General features: G+C 56.2%; 17 protein-coding genes. 5 read left to right on the top strand and 12 right to left on the bottom strand.

Features of this window, described 5'->3' with window-relative positions:
• The first annotated feature begins 30 nt into the window (after positions 1-30).
• Positions 31-1,299: a YcaO-like family protein gene (locus tag RA20_RS10425; RefSeq protein WP_039127860.1), complete on the top strand. Its 1,269-nt coding sequence runs from the start codon at positions 31-33 to the stop codon at positions 1,297-1,299.
• On the top strand, positions 1,296-2,552 hold the full coding sequence (locus tag RA20_RS24635) for a TfuA-like protein (RefSeq protein WP_052248937.1): 1,257 nt from the start codon (positions 1,296-1,298) through the stop codon (positions 2,550-2,552). Before RA20_RS10425 ends, RA20_RS24635 begins: the two co-directional genes overlap by 4 nt.
• A gap of 939 nt (positions 2,553-3,491) precedes the next feature.
• Here the strand turns inward: RA20_RS24635 and choV are convergent.
• From choV to choX, 4 genes are all read right to left on the bottom strand, one after another.
• Positions 3,492-4,550, bottom strand: coding sequence for a choline ABC transporter ATP-binding protein (choV, locus tag RA20_RS10415; RefSeq protein WP_039127855.1), 1,059 nt, complete (start codon positions 4,548-4,550; stop codon positions 3,492-3,494).
• A gap of 3 nt (positions 4,551-4,553) precedes the next feature.
• Positions 4,554-5,387: a choline ABC transporter permease subunit gene (gene choW, locus RA20_RS10410; protein WP_039127853.1), complete on the bottom strand. Its 834-nt coding sequence runs from the start codon at positions 5,385-5,387 to the stop codon at positions 4,554-4,556.
• A 35-nt stretch (positions 5,388-5,422) separates the two neighbouring features.
• Positions 5,423-6,256, bottom strand: coding sequence for an alpha/beta fold hydrolase (locus tag RA20_RS10405; RefSeq protein WP_039127850.1), 834 nt, complete (start codon positions 6,254-6,256; stop codon positions 5,423-5,425).
• 64 nt (positions 6,257-6,320) lie between these two features.
• Positions 6,321-7,247: a choline ABC transporter substrate-binding protein gene (gene choX, locus RA20_RS10400; RefSeq protein ID WP_039127847.1), complete on the bottom strand. Its 927-nt coding sequence runs from the start codon at positions 7,245-7,247 to the stop codon at positions 6,321-6,323.
• A gap of 114 nt (positions 7,248-7,361) precedes the next feature.
• On the opposite strand from choX, the gene betI reads away from it, so the two are divergent.
• On the top strand, positions 7,362-8,012 hold the full coding sequence (betI, locus tag RA20_RS10395) for a transcriptional regulator BetI (RefSeq protein ID WP_052248936.1): 651 nt from the start codon (positions 7,362-7,364) through the stop codon (positions 8,010-8,012).
• 1,137 nt (positions 8,013-9,149) lie between these two features.
• Here the strand turns inward: betI and RA20_RS24995 are convergent.
• On the bottom strand, positions 9,150-9,653 hold the full coding sequence (locus RA20_RS24995; RefSeq protein WP_082017981.1) for a DUF995 domain-containing protein: 504 nt from the start codon (positions 9,651-9,653) through the stop codon (positions 9,150-9,152).
• 596 nt (positions 9,654-10,249) lie between these two features.
• Here RA20_RS24995 and RA20_RS10390 point away from each other — a divergent pair.
• Together RA20_RS10390 and RA20_RS10385 are read left to right on the top strand one after the other, a co-directional pair.
• Positions 10,250-13,672, top strand: a complete 3,423-nt coding sequence (locus tag RA20_RS10390; protein ID WP_039127845.1) for a glycosyltransferase — start codon at positions 10,250-10,252, stop codon at positions 13,670-13,672.
• Between the two features lie 104 nt (positions 13,673-13,776).
• Complete coding sequence (locus RA20_RS10385) at positions 13,777-16,218, top strand: DUF3131 domain-containing protein (protein ID WP_241482236.1); 2,442 nt, start codon at positions 13,777-13,779, stop codon at positions 16,216-16,218.
• Between the two features lie 42 nt (positions 16,219-16,260).
• Here the strand turns inward: RA20_RS10385 and RA20_RS24990 are convergent, their stop codons facing one another.
• The 7 genes from RA20_RS24990 to RA20_RS10355 all read right to left on the bottom strand — a co-directional run bounded on the left by RA20_RS24990 (position 16,261) and on the right by RA20_RS10355 (position 22,159).
• A complete protein-coding gene (locus RA20_RS24990; RefSeq protein ID WP_082017980.1) occupies positions 16,261-16,890 on the bottom strand; it encodes a hypothetical protein in 630 nt (209 codons plus the stop codon).
• A gap of 647 nt (positions 16,891-17,537) precedes the next feature.
• On the bottom strand, positions 17,538-18,107 hold the full coding sequence (locus RA20_RS10380) for a cytochrome P460 family protein (RefSeq protein ID WP_052248935.1): 570 nt from the start codon (positions 18,105-18,107) through the stop codon (positions 17,538-17,540).
• A gap of 82 nt (positions 18,108-18,189) precedes the next feature.
• The gene (locus tag RA20_RS10375) at positions 18,190-19,263 is read right to left on the bottom strand and encodes a DUF4331 family protein (RefSeq protein ID WP_039127839.1); all 1,074 of its coding nucleotides are present in this window, start codon (positions 19,261-19,263) and stop codon (positions 18,190-18,192) included.
• Between the two features lie 42 nt (positions 19,264-19,305).
• A complete protein-coding gene (gene msrB / locus RA20_RS10370) occupies positions 19,306-19,725 on the bottom strand; it encodes a peptide-methionine (R)-S-oxide reductase MsrB (protein ID WP_052248934.1) in 420 nt (139 codons plus the stop codon).
• 195 nt (positions 19,726-19,920) lie between these two features.
• Positions 19,921-20,832 carry a LysR family transcriptional regulator gene (locus tag RA20_RS10365; protein ID WP_082017979.1) on the bottom strand — a complete coding sequence of 304 codons (912 nt, stop codon included), beginning with the start codon at positions 20,830-20,832 and terminating at the stop codon, positions 19,921-19,923.
• Positions 20,833-21,090: 258 nt separating this feature from the next.
• Complete coding sequence (locus RA20_RS10360; protein WP_039127837.1) at positions 21,091-21,480, bottom strand: nuclear transport factor 2 family protein; 390 nt, start codon at positions 21,478-21,480, stop codon at positions 21,091-21,093.
• 85 nt (positions 21,481-21,565) lie between these two features.
• Complete coding sequence (locus RA20_RS10355; protein ID WP_039127834.1) at positions 21,566-22,159, bottom strand: carbonic anhydrase; 594 nt, start codon at positions 22,157-22,159, stop codon at positions 21,566-21,568.
• Positions 22,160-22,179: the final 20 nt, after the last annotated feature.

The raw sequence follows: 22,179 nt of genomic DNA, 5'->3' as shown, positions 1-22,179 counted from the left end.
CTTTGTCAATTTTTGTACGGGAAGATGAGCTTGAGTACGACGTCAGATTTTGTCAGCGTTCAAAGTGGTTTGTGCGCTTCGGATTTTGACCCGCAGCCCATCGTGACAGCATCAGGGCATGTTAGACTCATCTCAGACACTCTTGCTACGGTTGCCCCGATCCTTCCCAAGGTGCCGGTCACACGGGTCTATGACCTTAGCACGATTGACAGTCTTGGATTGCCTGTTTGGGGCGCCGTTACACCGCTGGCGGCAGATATCACTGTGCATTCCGGCAAGGGCGAGACACCGGAGGCTGCCAAAGCAAGCGCAATCATGGAAGCAATAGAAAGGGTCTGCGGAGAGAGCTTGCCGAGCGATCGGCAGGTTCGATGCAGTCTTTCCTGCCTGCTAGAGCGTCAGGATTTGCCAATCGTGACGCCTGGGGATCTGAACGCACCCGCGCAAGGAAGGTTGACGAATAAAACATCCATCCACTGGACCAAAGGGTATGATGTACAGCAGAAGACTGAGATTTGGTTGCCCTCTGATGCTGTGATCACGCCACCTCAAGACGGTGTTTTTCAAGGGGTAGAGACAAACGGCCTAGCGTCCGGGAACAGTATTGCTGAAGCGACCCTGCACGCCATCTATGAGGTGATTGAAAGAGACGCGGCCTCGATAGACCGGTTCATTGAGGAGCACGGCGAGGCCGCCGACGGGCCGCGATTTCAGCCTCGCATGCTTAGCACACACACTCTGCCACCAACCGTTGCGGACTGGGTCGCACGATTGCGGAGCGAAAACTGCGTGGTCACGTTTCAGGATCAGACCTCGGACTTAGGCGTCCCGGTGATCGCCGCCCATGTACTCACGCGTCGTTTTCCGGGGAATATGAATCGAGACACTGTTTTTGTTGGCCACGGCTGTGACTACGATGCAGGGCGCGCCGCGCTGCGCGCTGTGACAGAAGCTGTGCAGGCGCATTCCGTAACCCTCCTAGGCGCACGCGACGCAATTGAAGGTATGAGGCCGCGACCAGATCGGGCAAGCCGCTTGTTGCGACGTATCCGTGTCTTGAACCCGGACGCATTGGCCACGTTTGATTTTGTTAGCGACGGTGACGAGGACATTGCGCGCAACACAAACCGGGCTTTGAAGGCGATGCGCACGGTTGGTCTGGACCGGTGCATTGTGGTAAACATGACGCGCGCTGAGTTAGGCGTGCCAGTGGTTCGCGTTGTGGTACCGGGGTTGGAATGCCCCTATAGCTTCACTACTCGTCTCCCAGGTGATCGGTTGCTGAGGAGCTTGATATGACCACGCATACCTCGGACGTCGTATTCGTTGGACCGACAGCCAAGATTTCTGACCTGCAAAAATACTTGCCAAAGGCTGACTTTTTGCCGCCGATCGCGCGGGGGGACCTTTATCGCGCGCGCGCAAATGGTGCTCGTAGGATGTTGATAATAGATGGTGTCTTTTCTCAGACTTTGGCTGTTTCACCGCGAGAGGTCATGGATGTGCTGAAAGATGGCGCCGAGGTCGCGGGCGCCTCCAGCATGGGGGCTTTGCGCGCGGCTGAATGTTGGCCTGCGGGTATGAAAGGATACGGCTCGATTTACCGGCTTTATAGGCGCGGTATCCTAACGAGCGATGACGAGGTGGCGGTATTGACGAATCCCGCAGCGAAGGATGCCGCGATCACGTATGCGTTGATCAATGTACGCTATGCACTGCGTTGCCTTGAGCGTTTTGGCTTGATCTCTGAACCGCAATCGCGGCACATCTTGAGGACGGCGTCAAAACTACATTATTCTGAGCGTGACCTTCGGACTTGGGGCACGGACGCGGATATTTCGGAAGACATTGCTCGGAAGATGGTTGCCTTTGATCTCAAAGCACGGGATGCAAATTTGGCCGCGCGTTTCTTTTCAAAAGATCAGGCCCCGAAACAGGGTCTGCGACGGATCGCGCAGTTGGGTCCACAACAGCGCTATCATGGATCTGACGCCAAATTTGGTCTAACCGAAGATGAGCTGAAGCCGCGCCTTCTGCGTTGGTTGTTCGGGAGCGGGAGGTATCAGGCCTATATCTGGCCCATTGTGATCGGCGCATCAGATTTTTCGGAGCTCCAAGCTTTGCCAAAGGACGAGCAGGCGGAAACCACGCGCGAGATTTTGGTAAAGGTCATGGCGAAGAAGCTGAACGATTTTGACAGTTTGGCACAGTCATTCTGGTTTGAGATGGCGTTCATGGACGAGTTAGAGGCGGAGATCGCTCGATGGGCCGCCGCTCACACAGCGCATTCCCGGGCATCAGACATCATGGACGCGCAACTTAGATGGGTGCAAGAAGAGATTGCGGTACGGCATGGGTTGTCTGATTGGGAAAGCCTCAGATCTGAGGTTTCGGACGGAAAGCTCTTTGGCGCCATTCCCATTGTTTGGGTTGAAGATGCGTGCCATGCAATAGCTGCGAACCGAGCGGCGCGCTCCTTTGGTAAAATGAGAAACTCAACCGACCACGGCGCACATAAGCAATCCGATATTTCATGTTTTCGTCCCCGTTGATTCTCGACAGCGGAGTCGAAAGCAGCCATTCACCATACTGAAACGGACGGCAGGTAAGTCCCGCATCTAGCCCATTTCGCATCCTGTTCTGAAGGTCCGGTTTGGGTCAGAAATGCTTGACACTTGGGCTGGAAATGCCTGGCCCGCGCGGGCAAATTTCCCCAGGAAACGGCTCCCATTGAGTCAGTTTTGGCCGACATCTGACACAAATTTGTCGAATGCTGGGCAAAACTGACCTTCTTGTCAGGTTGTTGACCCAATTCCCGTTTTCGACTCGCGGGTTCTGTTGCGCTTGAACTGACTTCCTTCAGGAAAATCAGGGCTGATTTGCAGGTACAATCGGGGAAGCCGTCTGTACCTGCTGAGCCGTCATCAGCTATGAGCACGAGGCCGGATTGCTGCGGGCGCAGCCGGGCACTAGCAGTCCGAAGCAGACACGATCCGAGCTGCTGTTCGCTCTTCGCCTGTCATGCACAAAGGGCGGGAACCGGGCCATTCCGGACCTTCGCCCTACCCTCACGTTGCTGCAGGCGCAGCCCGCTTTCCGGTCATTCGCTGCGCGAGCAAAATCTGGAGATGATCGAACTCACAGTCTGCCGGACAAAGTGAAAATTCGCTGCAACTTGCTTTATTGGCGGCAAACCGTGCTCTTTGCCTGCGGCGCTCCGCTGGAAGTGCCGGAAGAGGAAGTTCGCTGCTTCAGCGCCCCCTCTGCCTCAGAGAAAGCAGCCAATTGAAATCGAGAAGGCACTATCCACGCAGGCTATGGCCCCGCTGCCAAGGGGTGCTCTAAGGAGGAAACAGTATTCTGTTGGGAATAGTTCTCCGAAAGATCATGTCAGAGAACTCAAGTGCCCGCCCACAGATCGAGCGGGCGGGCTTAGTAATAACTTCGAAACAATGCAGCGACAGCGAGGGTGGCAGCTCTTGCAGCGCAGGCTACTGTGCCGACATCCTTTGCCCCTGCTGTGTTCTGAGCAAGCTGGACAGCGCCGCCTTCACGTCAATCTTGCCAACCGGGCCAGTCCCGTTTGTCACTAGGATGTCGCTCTGCTCCTCTATCAGCATTCCGATGATGTCCTTCAAGGGTGTCGTATCTGGGATCGTGCGGGCGTTCACCTCGATAGGCGGGATACCATCCACCATGATCTCCATCGCGCGCAGAACATTGAGCGGGTTCATATGCGCAACGAATTCGGCCACATAGGGAGTTGCCGGGTTTAGCACGATTTCCTGGGGTTCGGCGCATTGTACGATGCGGCCGCCCTCCATGATGGCGATGCGCGAACCGATCTTCAGCGCCTCGTCCAGGTCATGGCTGACAAAGATGATGGTACGGCCCAGCTTCTGCTGAAACTCAAGCAATTCGTCCTGCAGCTTGTTGCGGATCAGTGGGTCAAGCGCCGAAAACGGTTCATCCATCAAAAGGATCGGCGCCTCGGTGGCAAAGGCGCGGGCGAGGCCGACACGCTGCTGCATACCGCCGGACAGCTCCTGCACCTTGCGGTCCGCCCAATCCTCCAGATGGACTAGCTCAAGCTGCTCACGCGCGCGGCGGTAGCGCTCCTCTTTCGGAACTCCTGCCACCTCCAGGCCATAGGCCACGTTGTCGATCACCGTGCGCCAGGGCAGCAGGCCGAACTGCTGGAACACCATGCCGATCCGGTCGCGGCGGATCTGTCGCAAATTGCGCGCATCGGTCTGCACCACATCGACAAGCCCATGCCCGGTTTTGACCTCGACCTTGCCACGGACCACAGGGTTCAGCCCATTGACGGCGCGAAGCAGGGTGGACTTACCAGAACCGGACAGCCCCATCAGCACCAGGATCTCGCCGTTCTTGATATCAATCGAACAATCGTGAACGCCCAGAACCTGGCCGGTCTGCTCCTGGATTTCGGTGCGGCTCATACCCTTGTCCATCAGCGGCAGCGCCTTCGCTGGCTCTTTGCCGAAGACGATGTTTACGTTGTCGAAACGAACCATTGTGTCAGTCATTGCTCACGCACCTCCCCGCTTGAACATCCGGTCAGAGATGATCGCAACCAGCACGATGGCGATCCCTACTTCGAACCCCTTGGCGATATTCACAGAATTCAGCGCCCGCAGGGTCGGAACGCCCAGCCCATCAGCCCCCACCAACGCCGCAATCACCACCATTGACAGCGACAGCATGATGGTCTGGGTCAGCCCGGCCATGATCTGTGGCAGCGCATAGGGCAGCTCGATCTTCCACATCAGTTGCAACGGCGTTGAGCCAAAAGCCTTGCCCGCCTCAATCAGCGCCGTCGGGGTGGAGGTGATGCCAAGATGGGTTAGCCGGATCGGCGCAGGGATGGCAAAGATCACCGTTGCGATCAGGCCGGGCACCATGCCAAGGCCAAACAGGATCAGCGCGGGGATCAGGTAGACAAACGTCGGGATCGTCTGCATCAGATCCAGGACCGGCTCCATCGCCCGGTGCAGCCAGGGCCGGCGGGCGGAAGCAATGCCCAGCGGCACCCCGAACCCCATGCAGACAGTCGCAGCGGCCAGGACCAGCGCCAGCGTTTCAGTCGTCTCGACCCAGTAACCCTGGTTGACAATCAGCAGCAGTCCCAGCGCCGTGAACACGGTGAAGCCCGCGGATCTCCGGGCCAGCCAAGACAAAATCGTGATGACCGCAATCACCACAAACGGGTTGGGAGACTGCAGTAGCCATAGCAATGCAAGAATGATAGTTTCCAGTACTGCCGACAACCCGTCGAAGAACCAGAAGAAATTGTCAGTGAGCCAATCGACGAACCCTTTGGCCCATGCTCCGATAGGGATCTTGTGAGATTCCAGCCACTCCATTTTCAGGTCCTCCCTCCTGTCCGTGTTGCGGATATTCAATGTCGCTGGATCAGTGTCTTCCTGAGCCAGCTGCTAAGATGTGCCATCACCTGCGGCTCCAGCGCATGGCCGGTGTTGCCGCAGATGACGAGTTCTGCATCCGGGATAAGCCGTTGGGCCAGCCGTGAGCTATCCGGCTCGATGCAACGGTCCTGCGCCGCCCCGATCACCAGGGCCGGGCAGGTAATCTGAGTCAGATATGCGCTGCGGTCTCCCGACTGGCTCAGCGCCAGTAGCTGCCGGGCATAGCCACCTGGCGTGTAGCCTCCGTCCACCATCGCTTCGGCTGCATCGACAGCATCTGCTAATGGGGATGGTGCGGAACACCAGGTCAGATCTTCTGCAAGCCACCGGATCAGCGCATCGCGGCTTTCAAACGGACGCGCATTCTTCAGGAAGCGCTGCCAGGTCACTTCCGGCACCGGGGCGGCAACTTCCCCAGCAGAGCTGCAGATCTGCACCATGCCAGTTACTCGGCTGCTAGCCTGGGCGGCGACAAGCTGCGCGATCATGCCTCCCATGGAGAAACCCGCAACGGCGAACCTTCCGATCTGCAGTTCATTCAGCACACGCAAGACGTCGTCGCGCATGTCAAACAGCGTGTAGGGCAGCGGCTCCTCGCCATAGGGTGCCCCGCTTTCGAGCGTTCTGACAGCAGCGCTGTCCACATTCGGGCCGCAGCGCCCCGACCGGCCGGAATCCCGATTGTCGATACAGATCACCCTGAAGTCGCGCGCCAAATCGGCAACGGCCTCTTGCGGCCATTCCTCAATGCGCATCCCCAATCCGAGGATCAGGACAAGGCACGGCAACGAGACGTCACCGTGCATCTCTGCATGGATAGGGCAGCTGCTTAGGTTTTCGGCAGTATTTGGCATCAGCCGCCCCACGCTCTTACAGGCCTAGATGGCCGCGCACGGCCTCCAGGCCGCTGCTGCCGTCCTTGGCGGTAACGCCGTCGAGCCAGCCATCGAGATAGTCGGGATGCGCCCGCAGCAGCTTAGCTCCAGCGTCCTTGGGATCGTCGCCATCAGTCAGGATATAGCCCATGCCTTCGCTTTCCACCGGGATGTCGAAGGTCATCTGGGTAAGCAGTTTGCCGACGTTCGGACACTCCTCAATGTAGCCTTTGCGCACCTGCGTATGGACAGACGCACCACCGAAGTTCGGACCATAGAAGTCGTCGCCACCAGTCAGGTATTCAATCTCGAATTCGGTGTTCATCGGGTGCGGCGCCCAGGCCAGGAACACGATCCAGTCTTCCTTGCGGGCGTTCTTCTTGACCTGTGCCAGCATCCCCTGCTCGGAGCTCTCGACCACTTTCCAACCGCCCAGGCCAAAGGCATCCTTGCCGACGATGTCCAGCATGATGTCGTTCGAGCCCGGCTCAATCCCGTACATCTGGCTGTCGAATTTATCCGCATGCTCTGCCAGATGGCTGAAATCTGTCACCCCGACGTCATAGACGTACTTCGGCACTGCAAAGGTGAACTTTGCCCCTTCCAGGTTCTGGTGAACCGTCTCGATTTCGCCGGTGTCGCGATAGGCTTGGTAGTAGGTCTCCATCGCTGGATCCCAATAGCCAAGGAACACGTCCAGATCCTTGCTGACCATCGATTCGTAAATCACCGGGATGCCCAGCACATCGCTTTCCGCTGTGTAGCCGAGACCCTCCAACACAACGCTTGCCACACCGGTGGTCAAAGCGAGGTCCGTCCAGCCCGGCTCTGCCAAGCGCACAGTTTCGCAGCCGGCTGCGACCTGGTGCGCGGTCAGCGCAAGCACGGATGCAGCTAGCGGCAATGCGAATTTCATCTTCATCGGCTTTTCCTCCCATTGGAAAATTTACTGACCCGCAGGTCAATAAACTGTCCAGTAAGATAATTTGACCCTGGAGTCAATAAATTCTACCGTGCATCTCAGGAGGTGCCGGACATGGGACGCAAGAGCATTGCGGAAATCCGCAGGGAAGAATTTGCCACAGCGGCCTTTGAGGTCTTGTCACTGCACGGGATGAAGGGCACAACGCTGCAGCGCGTCGCCGAACATACCGGCGTATCGAAGGCCAGCGTACTGCACTACTTCCCCAACAAGCAGAACCTGATTGAATCGGCGATGCGCCGGGCCAACGCCACTCTGCGCAAGGAGGCCGTTGCCTTTATGGCCCTGGCCTCAACACCATGGGAAAGGTTCTATGCCATTATCGAGGCAAATTTCTCCCCAACCACGTTCAGGGCGGAAGTGGCACATGGCTGGATCGCAATGTGCGCCGAAGTTCCCCATAATCCGCAGTTTCAGCGGCTGCAGAATGCCATCTATCATCGGCTTCACAGCAACCTCTTGTCCGCCTTCAAACAAACGGGCATTGGCGACGACGCCGCGGAAGAAGTATCACACACAGTCAGCCTGCTGATTGACGGGCTGTGGATGCGGTGCGGTCTACAGATTGGTGGCTTGAACCGCGAAGATGCAATGGCTCAGATCGAATCCGTCATAACCCGCACATTCAGCAATGATGCAGAAAGGCAAGCCGCACAAAGCAAGATGAGTGCGCTAGCGGGGGCCTTCACAGCAAACAGGGGCTGAGAACACAGTACACTCCCGCTTGGCCTCCTTGCAGCTGCGTGGTCTGAACCTTCGGATTACCGTAGTATGTCAGAGTTCAGGGTAGGCACCGCTAGAATCCAGATTACCGCCTGTAGCTAGACCTTTACACTGTGCAGCCTGTCGCAACCTAGCTGATGTCAGGATCGCGAAGCTGGGGCCGCGGCCACAGGCGCCCGAGGGCTACTTCGAGCGGATTGCTATACTCGCTCTTCTGCAAGGCTGCACGATGCCCGAAAGACCGCAATGCTGGGATGCAAAGCGGAACAGTCAGGTCAACACGAGTGCCCGCAAAAGGCCGACACTACTTCGGCCAATGGCGGCTTAGTGCGTTTCTTACCTGTTCATGTCTTGCGCAGCGTTTAGTAGTTTGGGCTCGGAGCCGCCGAATGCTTGGGCAGCAAGCCCCTCGTTATGCGTGGACAGGGACCGGCCATTGACAGGTCTGGCCAAGGGATTGATCCAGCGACGTTTCCGATGATGCGCTGCCACTCGTTTATCAGAAGCCAAGGTTCGGCCTGATAGCGGCGAAATCGGGTGAAGAGCCCAAACTGTGAATCTGGTTTTCATGCTGCGCGCGCTCGCAGCGCGCCGATCCGCTGCACCCCCGAATATCTTTCGCTGCATGGCAGAGGAGAATGCAGCCATTCCGGCAGGCCGCAGCAAGTCTGAAACCCCGAATTCACACGTCGCCGGACAAAGTTGCCGCTCCCGTTGCCGGAAGCTATGGCTACAGGCTGCTCAAACCGACTTCCTGACCGCCGACCGAGCGCTAAAGCCACTCATCCCGGTCGGGCAGAAAGTGAAAATTGGCTGCGGTTGCTCGGGGTTTGCTTCAGAAAAGCTAAAGCGGGCTCACGAAGGCGGCGAAGATTTGAACTGCTGATCAGTCATTAAATTCCGAGCGCACCCAAATCCAATATACGCTAAGAACATCAAGGCAATGTTGATCAGCCCAATGCCCTTTACTCAAAAAACTTAGGACTTGGTGACGCGTTGGGCGTATCCCATCTGAAATTACAAGATGTGATTTCAGGTGCTGAACGCGGTGCCTGCCTAATAACGGTAGTGCTGCTTATTAGATCGATTCAAGTTCCAAGCTAACCATAAAAACAGCTGCTAAAGCCCCAGTTTTGAACGGGTTGCCATAACACTCGAATGAAATTTGTAACCTTTTTTCATCCCGGAATAATCCTTAATTCCAGAGTGTTTTCCGGACAGCGGCCACCACTCCGTGTCATTCGGCCAGCTACGCCAAACTGTTCCCCAGCGGTCGACAACATGAGAAATGCACGTTTGATCGCCGATGCTCTTTCCTGCCTGGCTGTTGTTGGGCCAATACCAAGACAGCTGGTGGCACAAGCGGCCCTGGGCGTCGACGTTCCATTCCCCGGCGCCAAGGCTGTCACTGTTGTCACCGCACCAGGCGCGGGCTTGCAGATTAGGCGAGTAGTAGATGCCGCCATTGCACCCTTCAGCCCAGATATCAGTATTCCCAGCATAGATTTTCGATACAAGTTGAGGGGGTGCAGGTTTGGCACTGCGAGGCTTCGGGTCCGCCAGGACAAGAGATGGAATGGTGCCCAAAAGAATGGCGGCCATCAGATTTACAGATATCTTCATGTGAACCCCACTAAGCGCTCTGGCCCAAACTTGGATTTTCGTTCGGTTGAAAACCCCTTGGGTAAAAGGTGATAGAACACTTCCTAAGAGAAACAATTACTTTTTGTGGAATCTGAATCAAACCTCACATGTTCAGCCGGATTTCTCATCCAATCCCGACAATCATCAGCCATTGTCCCCATGTCGGCAACAGGCCGTGCCGGTACGGCGTCGGCCTCCTGTGGGAACCTGATTTTACAGGTCTCAAAGATTTTAGACTGATTCACGTGCAACCGCATCAAACGCGGCTTGTGGCAACAGTGTCTCCCAAAGTCATGGAATTGTCGCTTGAACTCGGAGTTCAAAAGGAAATTTCCGCTAAAATTTGAGGAAATTTTGACAAGCCTTCCCTCAATGGGGAAATTGGACGCCATGTAGCCTGATCTGATTGTCATGCGTGGAAGTCTGTGGGGACAGGCACCGCGCAATTTTGACGACAGTGTTGGCCTGCAAAGGGGTCGGGGGACCGTGGCTGACAGCAGTGTTGATATTTGCTTTGCAGGTGTGTGCCTGGCGGCTTTCGAAGCGCAGTACTGCTGTGTTCGGAGGGGGGCTGTTTGAGGCGGTTTTCCTTTCATCAGAACAGACTTGAAACTGTTGCGTCATCCGGCAGGGTATTTGCCGATCCCAAAAGGGTCCGTGTGCGCCGGGTAAGGGCTGTTCTTATTGCCTTGCTAACGGCTGTGATTTGCTGGGCTGTGCTGTTTCTTTATGGCTCTTTCTCTTTGCAGTCTGCACTGCGGGAGCTGAATCCCTTCTACGATGACAAACATATTCATTCTTCCTTTACCGCTGACGGTTCCGTTCATCACGACCAGGTTCATTTGGCTTCGGCCTTTGCGGTACCAGAAGCAGAAACTTCCTGTGGAGACGGACGCAAACAGCCCCTTTTTTCGGCACTGGCAAACACGGCGGTTCCCAAGGTTTTTGGTCATGTGCCTGTGTCATCTGAACAAGCTTTTTTGTCGCTGGATGACAGTTGCGGCCAAATTGGCGTGATCGTGCCTGAGTGGATCAGCATTGTCGAGAAAAAGGGCCGTCCTGCAGTATCCGTCATCAGCAAGGATACCCGGATTGCTGTTGAAGAGTACATTGCCGAGGCGGCTTTGCGTCCGCAGCTTTTGCCGGTCATTTTGCTGGGTGAGGCAAGGCAGAAAGAGGTCTTTCTGGATAGCCTGGCAGATGCAGAGCGCGTGGCACCCCTTGCCGAAGATATGGCCGCCGCCGTAGCGGCATTGAATGCCCAAGGTGCATGCCTGGACTTCACTGGATTGAAGCCAGACTCGTTCCGTCGCCTCAAGCCTCTGATGTCAGGATTCTCAAAAGCATTCCGTTCCCGGGGGCTGAAGGCCTGCACTATTCTTGCGGGCCAGCAGCCCTATTGGAAGGAACCGGATCTGACTGATCTGTTTGACCAGATCATCCTGAAGCTCTTTCAGGAGCCTTGGGCGGAAACCGCGCCAGGTCCGCTTGCACCGTACACCTGGATAGAAGGTTTGACCACTGAGGCCGTTCTGGCTGTCGGGGCAGACAAGCTAGTTGTTGCGCTCGGCAATTTCTCGGTTGAGTGGACCTCTGGCGTATCAAAGCCTGAGGTATTATCATACTCGGAAGCCATGCAGAGAGTAAGCTCCTCAGGAGCAAAATTGCGGTTCAGCGCCAAAGCCCAAAATAGCTTTAGCCGCTACCGTGACGCCCAAGGGCGACAGCGCAAAATCTGGATGCTGGATGCTGCGTCAGCTCACAACCAACTTGTCCGCCTCAAGGAGCTTGGCCTTGCCAACGTTGCGGTGTGGTCTCTTGGGCAAGAGGACCCCGGAATTTGGAAAGTCCTGCAGCATCAAGATGCTTCTAAAGACATTCTGGGGGCTGAACTTCATGTCGTAGAGCTCGATAACTATGTTGATTACAAAGGACAGGGCGCATTTATCCGCATCGACCAGCGCGCAACTGCAGGAGCACGTCAATTGTCCTTCGAAGTGGAGACTGGCCTGATCAGCAACCAGACCTATAGCCTTCCGCCCAAGCCGTTTTCGATTGAGCTCTACGGCAAACCGGACAGGCGCAAGCTTGTGCTGACCTTTGATGACGGTCCGCATGAAAAATACACCAAGGAAATTCTGGATATCCTGCAGGAAGAGAACGTTCCGGGGTCCTTCTTTGTTGTCGGCACCAATGTCATGGATTCTCCCGACCTGGTCACCCGGATGGTTGACGAAGGGCACGAGGTTGGAGCGCACAGCTTTTCTCACCCCAGAATGGACCAGATCTCCAGCACCCGCGTTGATCTGGAGTTTTCGCTCTCAGCCAAAATCCTGGCTGGATCAACCGGTCGGAGAACCTTGCTCTACCGCGAACCCTTCCAACGTAGCGGCGGCCCGATCAGCGCAGAGCGGGTGGCCTCTCTGGAGGCAGCCGAAGCCCGGGGATTCGCGATTGCGGGTATGGAAATTGTTCCCAAGGATTGGGAAGGCTGGGACAGCGGGGAAATCGCAAATTATGTGATAGGCCAAGTGGAACAGGGGAGCGGCAATGTCATTCTTTTGCATGATGGTGGCCAGGACCGTACTGCCACAGTAGACGCAGTTCGCCCGATAATCCGATCGCTGCGGGCAAAAGGCTATGAGTTTACGACGCTGGCGGACCTTCTTGGCACCAACCGGGCTGCGCTGATGCCTGTTGCCGAGGGCGGATCCCCGGCCTTTGACAGAGTTTCCTTCTCCATTGTCTGGATGGCGCAGCAAGCTGTCGTTGTTGTTTTCTGGACGGTGCTCGCAATTGGCATAGTTCGCTCAGCCGGCATTCTGATCCTGGCGCTTTTGAACCGCCGTGAAAGATTTACACCCCTGCAAAGACAGCCGAAGGTTGCGGTGATAATCCCCGCCCACAATGAGGCAAAGGTGATCTCCCAGAGCATCGAAAGCGTGCGCGCCAGCGGCTACAAGAACCTGGAAATTGTCGTGGTGGATGACGGCTCCACCGACGACACGCTTATTGAGGTGCTCAAGTTTGGCCACAAGAGCGAAGTCCGCCTCATCTCCCAACCAAACCAAGGGAAGTGGAGTGCGCTTAACAGGGCGATATTGAGCACTGATGCTGAGTTTGTCGTCTGCATCGATGCGGATACGCAAGTATGCAGAAACGCAATTACACATCTCGTCAGGCACTTTGCAGATCCGAAGACCGGCGCAGTGGCAGGTAAAATCATTGCAGGCAACCGTGTGAACCTACTGACCCGGCTTCAGGCATTTGAGTATGCAACGTCCCAGAATGTCGAAAGGAAAGCGTTTGACCTGATCAACGGCATTCTGGTGGTTCCGGGAGCCATCGGTGCGTGGCGGGTTGAGGCTTTGAAGAAAGCGGGATTGTTCAGTGAGGAAACTCTGACCGAAGATACTGACCTCACAATCCAGGTGAACCGGGCGGGGTATAATATAGTCTTCGAGCCAAAGGCCAAGGCGTACACCGAAGTGCCGGAAAAGGTGAGTCAGCTTCTGAAACAGCGGCTTCGCTGGTCCTTTGGAATATTCCAAAGCGCCTGGAAGCATAAACGGGCGATCATTGAGAGGCGCTCGGTTGGCTTGGTATCAATTTCCGACATGTTTGTGTTTGGCTATGTTTTCCCGCTGTTGGCCCCTATCGCAGATCTGTTTGTGATCTTGATGCTGTACAAGCTGATGGCCGGTGGCTGGGCAGCCGAGGTAGGAGGTTCCCAGCACACACAGCCGATGCAGTACATATGGGCCTACCTAGCACTCCCGGCGCTGGAACTGTTGATTGCTGCCATTGCCATCACATCCGATGAGGATGAAAGCAAATGGTCCTTGCTGCTGTTTCCGCTTCAACGCCTCGTCTACCGTCCGCTCATGTATTTTTCGGTAATACGCTCAGTTTTACGTGCCGTAACCGGACGTTTAGCCAGCTGGGGTAGCGTAAAGCGCCAAGGACGAGACTATAGTTTGGCGGCCGGTCACACATGAGACGCAGGTTATTTCTGAAATCGGTCGCGGCCGGCTTGGCCCTGTTCCCAGAGGTTGGATCAGCTTCTGTTGCGTGGAAGCTTCCTGCGCAAACTGTCCCCATAGTGACAGATATCAATGAAGACATTTCAATCCCGCATCTTATTGCGGTGATTGATGCCTTTGTTGACCAGAACATACCGCTCGCCTGCGTGGTGAACCCCTTTGATAAACAAGGCCGCCCGCATACTGCGAAAAGCAAGCTAGCACAGGTTCTGAACGGTTATCTGATTGGCAGAAGCGGGTTGGATGTTGTGCCTTACGTTCCGGATCTGCAGTCATTTTCCGAGCATTTCCAAGCCCGGACGGCTCATGACGCCGTCTCTGCCATGAAAAGGATGCTGTGGTCGGGCGGCTCCGCCCAGCAGCCGGTCAAAGCCCTGCAGGCAATCGCCTGTGCGGACCGGGAAAATCCCTCTCCTCCGCGCGGAGTGCGTTCTGCGGGCATTCTCAATCTCCTTTCGGTTCCGGCGCAGTCAGCCCCGGTCAGGACCGAAACTTGGGACAATGGTGTCGTGAGGCTGTTTGGCGGCAACCTGGTATCCCTGAACGATTTTGACGGAAAAACGCAAACCGCCGCACCTTCTGCTAGCCAGAACATAGTCTACTTCTCAGCGAAGGATTTCTCTGGGATGGATGTGAAAAAGTTGAAGGCAGCCGCGGTTTGGTTTGCCGACGCGCTGTCGCAACAAGAGTTGGATGGAGATGTGTCGCTATTGCCGGTGACAGACATTCAACTGCGCGACACCTACGGCTTCAAACGGACGGTTTGCCTGCATGTCCTGAAGCCGCAAGAGAATGATCGTGATCAGTTATCCGGGTATTCAGGTTTTACAAAGTTTCTTCAGACAGCCGGAATCCCCCATTCCACCGGAAACCAGTTTGCGGGTGAGGCCGACAACGGTTTTTGGGTTCCAACCGACTTTCACCCAATGAACGCTGAGGTCAGTACCGCGCAACACAGAATGCTCCCTATGGAAATTGAAAGCCGGAGTGAGGCGAAAATCCGGACGGTCAGGCCGTTGGGGCCTGGAATCGGCGTTGCCTTTATTGCAGAAACAGGTGGTGTCCAAGGGCTGGAGGGCGCGGGTTTCCTGCAATTCCCGCAACGGGTTGTCAGCGATGGCGGTGCGGCGGAAGCATTTGAGTCAGCCACGGCGGGAACCGGGGATGTGGTGGTTTTTATTCAGCCGGAGGCGATTGCCTTTCCGCCTGAGCGGCGAGCGTTGGAAACCCTTTTGAAGGACATGCTCAGGGATGAGGAGACGAAGTTCCTCCTTCTTGAAGAGTTTGCCAGGACCGTTGCCCCGGCAGGGCCGCTGCCAACACGATGGAGGAGGACGGCTGCCGCCGCGCCAGAGTTGGCAAAAACACGCCAGAACCTCTCGGATGCCAAGCGGCAAGGGCTTCTGGAAGATGCCCATGTTGCCTGGCAGTACTTCGAAAAATTCACTGATCCCAGGACCGGGTTGTGTCCGGCGACAGTGGACTTCGCACCGGGGGGGCGGAAACACGAGGCTGTCACGATGTGGGACGTTGGAAGTCACATCAATGGCTTAGTGGCTGCTGCACAGATTGGCTTGATCAGCCAACCGGACTTTGAGACTGCTATCCGCAAGATCCTACCCAATATCACGGGCAGGACTTTCAAAGGGCGTCACTTGCCGCAGGGATGGATCCGGACCGATCGCCGCAAATGGGGCAACAGGGACTTTGACGGATCCGACGCAGGTCGGCTGCTGGCTGCCTTGGACAACCTGCGCCGACACAGCAGTTTCGGAGAGCAACTGGCTAAGCTTGTCGCTTCCTGGAACCTTCGGAAGGTGATCTTTGAGGGCGAAATTCACTCGGTCACAAATGGAGAACTTGAGACTTCATATGTGTCACATAGCGCCCATTACTCGGCATTGGCCTTCCGGCGTTGGGGGATCGCTGCCAAATCCCCATATGAGGTCTTTGCTGGCCGGTCGGCGGCCGACGGGCAAATGGCATTGCTGGAAGCTGCGGCCAAAATCGGGCCGTTCGGCGCAGAACCCCTGCTGCTTGAAGCAATGGAAATGGGGATGTCGAAGGAAAGCGCCTATCTGGCTGATGTCCTGTTTGCCGCTCAACTGGAGGACTTTCGCGAGACCGGCCGGCTCATCTGCGTCTCGGAAGGGGCAATCGACAAGTCGCCCTGGTTCCTCTATCAGGGGTTGCAACTGGACGCAAAGAAACGGACCTGGGCCATTGACACGGTTGGGCAGGAGCTTGAATACAGAACGCCTGAGTTTCGCGAGGAAAATCTGGTTATCAGCAGTAAGGCTGCTTTTCTCTGGTCAGCTTATCAGCCGCATGAATACTCTGAGAAACTATACAGGTTCACTAGAAGTGCCGCGAAAACGAAGAACGGGTTTGCGTCAAGCATATACCTGAAGACCGGCCGTACAACCGAGGCCTACACAGACTTGAATACAAACGGTGTTATTCTTCAGGCCATTGCCCATCGTCTTGCCCGCTTCAACTGACAGGCTTAAGCCGGCAAGACATGGATTTACTGCAGCTTCGCGTCAAAGGGCTGCACATCCGCTGGCTGCAATTTCCCCTGGTGTAACCGGATAGCCAGGACCGGGGTTTAGAATTACCGGCTGAATTCCCGTGATACGGTTCATGCAGCGGTCGACCCAATTCTCGTCGATACCTTGGCCACCAACGTAGATATCCAGCCAATCGTGCCCTTGATAGCCGCTGTGGCAAGGGCCTGCTTGCGGTTTTGGCCCGTCACCGCAAAGATCCTCGACAATTGCGTACCTTTGCAGGTTTTTAACATAGAATTTCGTGCCTGCAGGGTAGTCCATGTAGCTGCGGCCGTTTCGTTTCACATGCCCGACTGCAAGAGTGATCGGGTCCTCGTAGGTTCCTGTTCCGCCAGCCTGCCGGTGGATCACTGGTCGGGCAATCTGTGCCGATCCGCGGGGAGTGTTGTCCCAGTAACTGTAGCCAGTCAAGAAAACGTTCATGGTTTGTTCTCTGCCGTGCATGGAATTTCTGCCAATTTCCCTAGGCATTCCTTCGTCAACTAGGAGGCGGGTGCTTAGCGCTCCATTGAGACTGTCATTGGAATTTCCACTCACACTACAAGCAGCTGTTGAAAGTATAGCCCCTGTTAAGAGCACAATTCTGGAAATTTTGTAGGTCATACCGCCATCCTGTTTAACTGAGAACTTAGGACGCCGCAGCGTGCGTAGACATTGCAGCCGCCAACGGTGGCAATATGCATGATGAATGGTAATAACGTATTAAAATAAAAGGGAGAATTTTAACTCTCCCAATCCTCTGAAGTCAGCTGTGTTGCTTAGAGAAGTCGCTGCAGGCTTTCCAAGCGTTTTGTGCTGGGCTTTTGTGTTTAGTAGCAGCAGAACAGCGACACTGACCCGTTGCCGTAGCCGAATGCAGAATAAAGGGAGTGCGGATGATCAAAATTGCAGCATTTCAACTAGCAATTCGAACAGAGCCGCGGACCCTTGGGGGGGTCGTTGAAGTCAGATACTCTGGTAAATATCTCACTGGCATCACAAAACCTTTGATGGCGAATGAAGTCAACTATGTTTGCGATGTTCGTTTCGGTAATGAAGGCTGCACTAGAAGCTAGGGCCAAGACCCATAGGCTTCGTTTGAGCTTTGAAGACGGCCCTTTCCTGCCGTTCGACCTGCAAGCGCAACGCTGCAGCGCGGCCCGTCAAACCTGCCGTTGGCGAACAGCGCAGCATTCCCTCAACAGGGCTGACAGCCTCACGGGATCCATCCGGGCTTACGGAGCAATCGCAACACTTGGCGGCTTTGGAGGTTATTCCGCCGGCTTGCTTTGAAGCCCGATGTGATGATCCGCGAAAATGAACTGCTGATCGGCAGCAAGCGCTTCATGGCATGAGGAGCACTGTTCCCTTGGCAGCACTGACGCGGCCGGTTCATATGGTTCACGGTGATGGCCAAAGTTGAAGTAGCCGAGGTGGCCGGTCTCCGCAGGAAACAGTTCGGTATCCTTAATCAGCATCGCCAAGCCTGTGTAGTGGCTTTCGACAAGCACTTCGTCCGGTGCGGCATCCTTAGTTGCAGTGAATTCCTTGACGATCTGCGTTCCGTCCGGCCAGGTTCCGGTTTCCATGTAGATGGCAAAGGACTGCGGCTCGACATAGGTGTCGATATACTCGCTGGCTGCGATGGGCAGGCCGTCGATGATGTTCACCTCTCCCTTCGGCAGCAGCGTGGTGCCGACGTTGACCCATTGCCGGTAGTTTTGCGGCAGGTTGACAGTTCCATCAGCGTTGAACGGAACAGGCAGTTTTGCCGGGTCTTCGGCACTGACCACGGCAGCGCTGCATGCCAGCAGAAAAGCTGACCAAACAAGATTCTTCATGGTTTTCCCTCCAGGTACCGCCTGCCTCTGGCCAGCTCCAACAGAGCGTCCTGGAGGCAAGGCAGGTACGGTTTTGGCTAAATCAGTTTACAGAGACGATGTACGGAAACTGATCCGTATAGCGCTTGGCATCGTCGGCATTATCGTCAATCGCAACGCCGGTCATGAGATGCAGGACCGTGTTCATCGCATCATCCTGCAGCGCCCGCCCGTTCAGGCCGTCCACCGAATAGCTTGCTTTGGTGCCAGGTTTGTAGGTCAGCACGTCGGGCATGATCATATCAGCAACCTTGCCCGCGTATTCCACCGGATTTCCCTCGACCGCCTGTGACGCGGAGGCTGCCCAGAAGACATTGTTCACAATGGCCTGGCGGCGTTCCTCTACATCCAAGTCCGGGCGGTGCTGGCCGTGGTCCTCCTGAACAGCGGGGGTGTCAGCCAGGAACACATAGGGGAACAGCACATTGGCGTGCCGGTCGATCTGGCTCCACTCGTCCTTGTAGGGCACGGCTGTGGTGGTGAAGACTTTGACTTCGTCGCCTAGCAGTGTGTTGGGGACGTCCACGACGATGAAACTGGCGGTTGCTCCCATGAACAGATCACCATCCTCCTGGAAAACCTCCGGGGCAAAGCTGCCTGCCTGCTTCGCGGCGTTGAATTTGGACAGGCCAACGCCATTGCCAAAGAACGGCTCCTCTCCGCGCCCGGTCCACACGCGGATTCCATCCGGCAGCTCCAGGGTGTCGCCAACCTTGCCGCTGCCCAGCGGCTCTCCTGCCTCTCCTACGGAGGCATTGGGGGCGCCCGCTCTGCTGACTTCGACATTTTCCCCGTCAAAGGAAAACACCAAGGTCATGCCGGATTGGAAGTCTCCATCCTGGGCAATATGGAGATTATAGAGTCCCTCATTGCCAAAGATGACGCCTGCGGGCGACGTGTTCGTGCCCGGCAGGCTGGGATTGGCCGAGGAGATAAAGGATGTGAAACCGTCGTTGCTGGACTGAAACACATAGGTGTCATTGAGGTCATAGGCCGGATACTGGTCCTGCAAGCCTGAGATAAAGTGCCCTGATGCTTGCACCGCACTGGACAGGCTGATGGTTGCCACGGTGGCCGCCGCAAAGTTCAAGGCAGTTTTTGCTGATTTGGTCTTCATTTTGTCATTCTCCCGTTTGTATTATTGCATTCCGGGCTCCGCCTAAGCCTCTAGCGTAAAAAGGCGCACGAATTCCCCGTAGCCTTCCGCCTGAAGGTTTTCCCGCGCCACGAAGCGGAGTGCCGAAGACTTGATGCAGTAGCTCAGACCGGCCGGTTCCGGCCCATCCAGAAACAGGTACCCGAGATGCGTGCCGGACGTCCGGCACCGCAGCTGGATGCGGATCATGCCGCCTGAGCGCTCCGTCGTTTCCCTGACTTCCTCACCCGCAATCGTCTCAAAGAAACAAGGCCATCCGTTGCCGGACCTGAACTTGTGAACCGATGCGAACAACGGGATGCCGCTGGCCGTATCAACATAGAGACCAGCTTCCCAGTGATCCCAGAAGGCGTTTTGAAACGCTGCTTCCGGCGCGATGCACGAACCGGCTGCGACAGGCCTATTGGCAGATTTCCGGGGCAACTGATCTACCTCCGCGGCTTATCCATCCTTTTCGGTTCAGGTTGCTGCTGCAGCAGAGCTTTTCTGCCGCCTGATGAACCGTAGCCAAAGGCAAAGCCGCGGGGAAATATTCAGTTGTTCGTATTCAATAGGCGCTGCTTATGGCAGCCCGGTGAAAGGGGCACAGCAGTCCAATCGGCGCTGAGCCTTGCCTTGTTAGGCCGCAGGCCCTTTCTGCCGTTCAGAGGCGTAGACCGGCCAGTCATGCGCACGTGCCATTTCCGCTAGCAGTTTCAGTGCAGGCAGCTGTTCAGATTGCTCCGCAGTGGCAAAAGCAACCTTTCGCGATAGTGCCGGGTCCACAATCGGCCTGTGGTCCAACTCGGGCCGCAACAACGAATACCGCGGGATGCAGCAGACGCCGACGCCATTGCGGACCATCCCCTGGATCCAGTCTTCGCGCTGGCTGCGAAAGGCAACTTCAAGCTCGAGATCAAGGTCCTTGTAGTACTCAAGGACCTCTTCCCGGAACTCGCAGTGAAGCCGCTCAACATACTGCTGCTTTGCTATGTCGCGCAGGGAAACCGCCTCCATCTGCGAAAAGGTGTGGCCTTCCGGAAAGGCTATGACCAAAGGCTCCTCGAACAGTTCGACATAGCTGAGCTGCGGATGCGGCGGCCCATGGCGCGCGCAAAAGGCACCGTCCAGCACGCCGGTCAGCAATAGATCGGAAATTGCGTCAGGTGCGACATCATGCAGGACAATTGACACCAGAGGGTGCGCAACATGGAATGCATCCAGCATCGGCGCCAGGACACCAGGCCCAATCGTACACATCAGCCCGATGTTGAGCTCAGCGATTTCGCCTGCGTTCACGGCGTTTGCGGTTGCCCGCACCAAATGCCGCGTGCGGTCTATCTGCTCGAAATGCGCTCTTAGGGACTTGCCCAGATCGGTGAGCGCGTTTTCCCGGCCATCCCTGCGTATCAGCTCCCCGCCAAGCTCGGTTTCCAGGCGCTTGATCGCCTGGGTCAGCGCAGGCTGAGAGACAAAACACTGCTCCGCCGCCCGCGTGAAGTTCAAAGTGTCTGCGAGCGCAAGGAAGTATCGTATCTGGTTGAAGTCCACTTAGACGCATGTTCCCTAGAGTTTACGGGGCAAGCGTGAAGCATATGGCGTTTAAAGACAAGCTGGCCGGACAGGCTGCTCAAGGAGCAAGGTCCAGAGCCCCAATTTCTGCGGTGCAGTGAGCCATTAGGTTTGACAGGTCACGGCCAGTATGACCGGCCCTTCGCGGACATTGAGTGGGGTGGTCGGCTCTGCAGTGCAGCACGCGATATCGGACATTGGCAGGTAGCGCGGCCTGAAAATCCAGAGCGCTGCCAATCAGCTCTGGCTCTCCCTTCGGTGCCACCATTCCTCCAGGCGGTTGCAGATCACGCCGTTCCGGGAACTGGAAAAGACCACCCGGAATACCCCGTCCAGTTCTACAAGCCTCCCAGAGGCTTTGCGCCTGAAGGCGGCCTGCCATCCTGCAATTGCTGTGTTCCCTGCAATAGACCAGATCTGCGCTGAAAACCTGACGTCTTCCTGCGCGTCTGCCGCACCTTCTTGCCAATACTGCCTGATTTGATCCCGGCCCGTCAGCGGTTCGCTGAAAGGGGTCTCATGGTATTCTGCAGCTACCGTGAACAGGGCGGCCGCCTCGTCCGGGTCGCCTTCGATCCAGGCCCTGCCATAGGCCTTCAGCCAGTCTTTAACATCCTGCTGTCTCATGCCAGCCTCCAATTTTGGCAAGCGGCTAACGCAATATCCTTTACGCGCTGCAGCAGGCCGACAGCTCTGCCGCCGGCCCGAAAAGTCACACGGCCAGCGATTGCGCGACCTTGATCAGCTTTTCCTCGTCGATGTCGTACATGTAACCGTAGATATTGGCGTGTTGGGGGGTTCCGGCGGAGTCCCGCATCAATTGGACATCATGCTCAAGGGAGGCAGTGTAGTCGCTAATGCAAATGCTTTCCGCTGGGTAAAGCTGTTCAATATCGGCACCATGTTCCTGCTTGTAAGCGTCAATGATCCCCCCTTTGGTGAACGAAGTGGCGCCGCAATGGGTGTGGTGAATGATGACGATGTTCTCGATCCCGAACAGGTGCTGCGCCACTGTGACGGACCGCAGGGCGTCATAAGCCCGGCCTCCTGCCACACAAATCTCGAAGACATTTGTGGTCGAAGCGATCTTGCTGCCATTGCCGTCGGTAATGATCTCTCCAGGGTGTGTCTGACCGAACTCTTCGGCGACCAGCCGCGGCACTTGGGCGATGCGCGGGTCATAGCAATAGACGACCACGGTTTTCAGCGGCACTGCCTTGGCGAATTCCTTGCGCACCGCCGCTTCGTCAAAGCCGGGTTGCTTGGAAAAGGCATAAGCGTCGAAGCTCTGATGATTGCCACACATGTTAATCTCCTTTCATCAAG

The sequence above is a fragment of the Leisingera sp. ANG-Vp genome, from assembly GCF_000813725.1.
Lineage (GTDB): Bacteria > Pseudomonadota > Alphaproteobacteria > Rhodobacterales > Rhodobacteraceae > Leisingera.
The sequence above is the reverse complement of the archived record's forward strand: the minus strand, read 5'-3'. Positions and strand labels throughout refer to the sequence as shown.

Excerpts from the sequence above, each read along its gene's own strand:
- RA20_RS24995 (WP_082017981.1), bottom strand. The coding sequence starts at position 9,653 with ATGAAGATATCTGTAAATCTGATGGCCGCCATTCTTTTGGGCACCATT.
- RA20_RS10375 (WP_039127839.1), bottom strand. The coding sequence starts at position 19,263 with ATGAAGACCAAATCAGCAAAAACTGCCTTGAACTTTGCGGCGGCCACC.
- choV (WP_039127855.1), bottom strand. The coding sequence starts at position 4,550 with ATGACTGACACAATGGTTCGTTTCGACAACGTAAACATCGTCTTCGGC.
- RA20_RS10355 (WP_039127834.1), bottom strand. The coding sequence starts at position 22,159 with ATGTGTGGCAATCATCAGAGCTTCGACGCTTATGCCTTTTCCAAGCAA.
- RA20_RS10360 (WP_039127837.1), bottom strand. The coding sequence starts at position 21,480 with ATGAGACAGCAGGATGTTAAAGACTGGCTGAAGGCCTATGGCAGGGCC.
- choW (WP_039127853.1), bottom strand. The coding sequence starts at position 5,387 with ATGGAGTGGCTGGAATCTCACAAGATCCCTATCGGAGCATGGGCCAAA.
- choX (WP_039127847.1), bottom strand. The coding sequence starts at position 7,247 with ATGAAGATGAAATTCGCATTGCCGCTAGCTGCATCCGTGCTTGCGCTG.
- RA20_RS10380 (WP_052248935.1), bottom strand. The coding sequence starts at position 18,107 with ATGAAGAATCTTGTTTGGTCAGCTTTTCTGCTGGCATGCAGCGCTGCC.
- RA20_RS10405 (WP_039127850.1), bottom strand. The coding sequence starts at position 6,256 with ATGCACGGTGACGTCTCGTTGCCGTGCCTTGTCCTGATCCTCGGATTG.
- RA20_RS24635 (WP_052248937.1), top strand. The coding sequence starts at position 1,296 with ATGACCACGCATACCTCGGACGTCGTATTCGTTGGACCGACAGCCAAG.
- betI (WP_052248936.1), top strand. The coding sequence starts at position 7,362 with ATGGGACGCAAGAGCATTGCGGAAATCCGCAGGGAAGAATTTGCCACA.
- RA20_RS24990 (WP_082017980.1), bottom strand. The coding sequence starts at position 16,890 with ATGACCTACAAAATTTCCAGAATTGTGCTCTTAACAGGGGCTATACTT.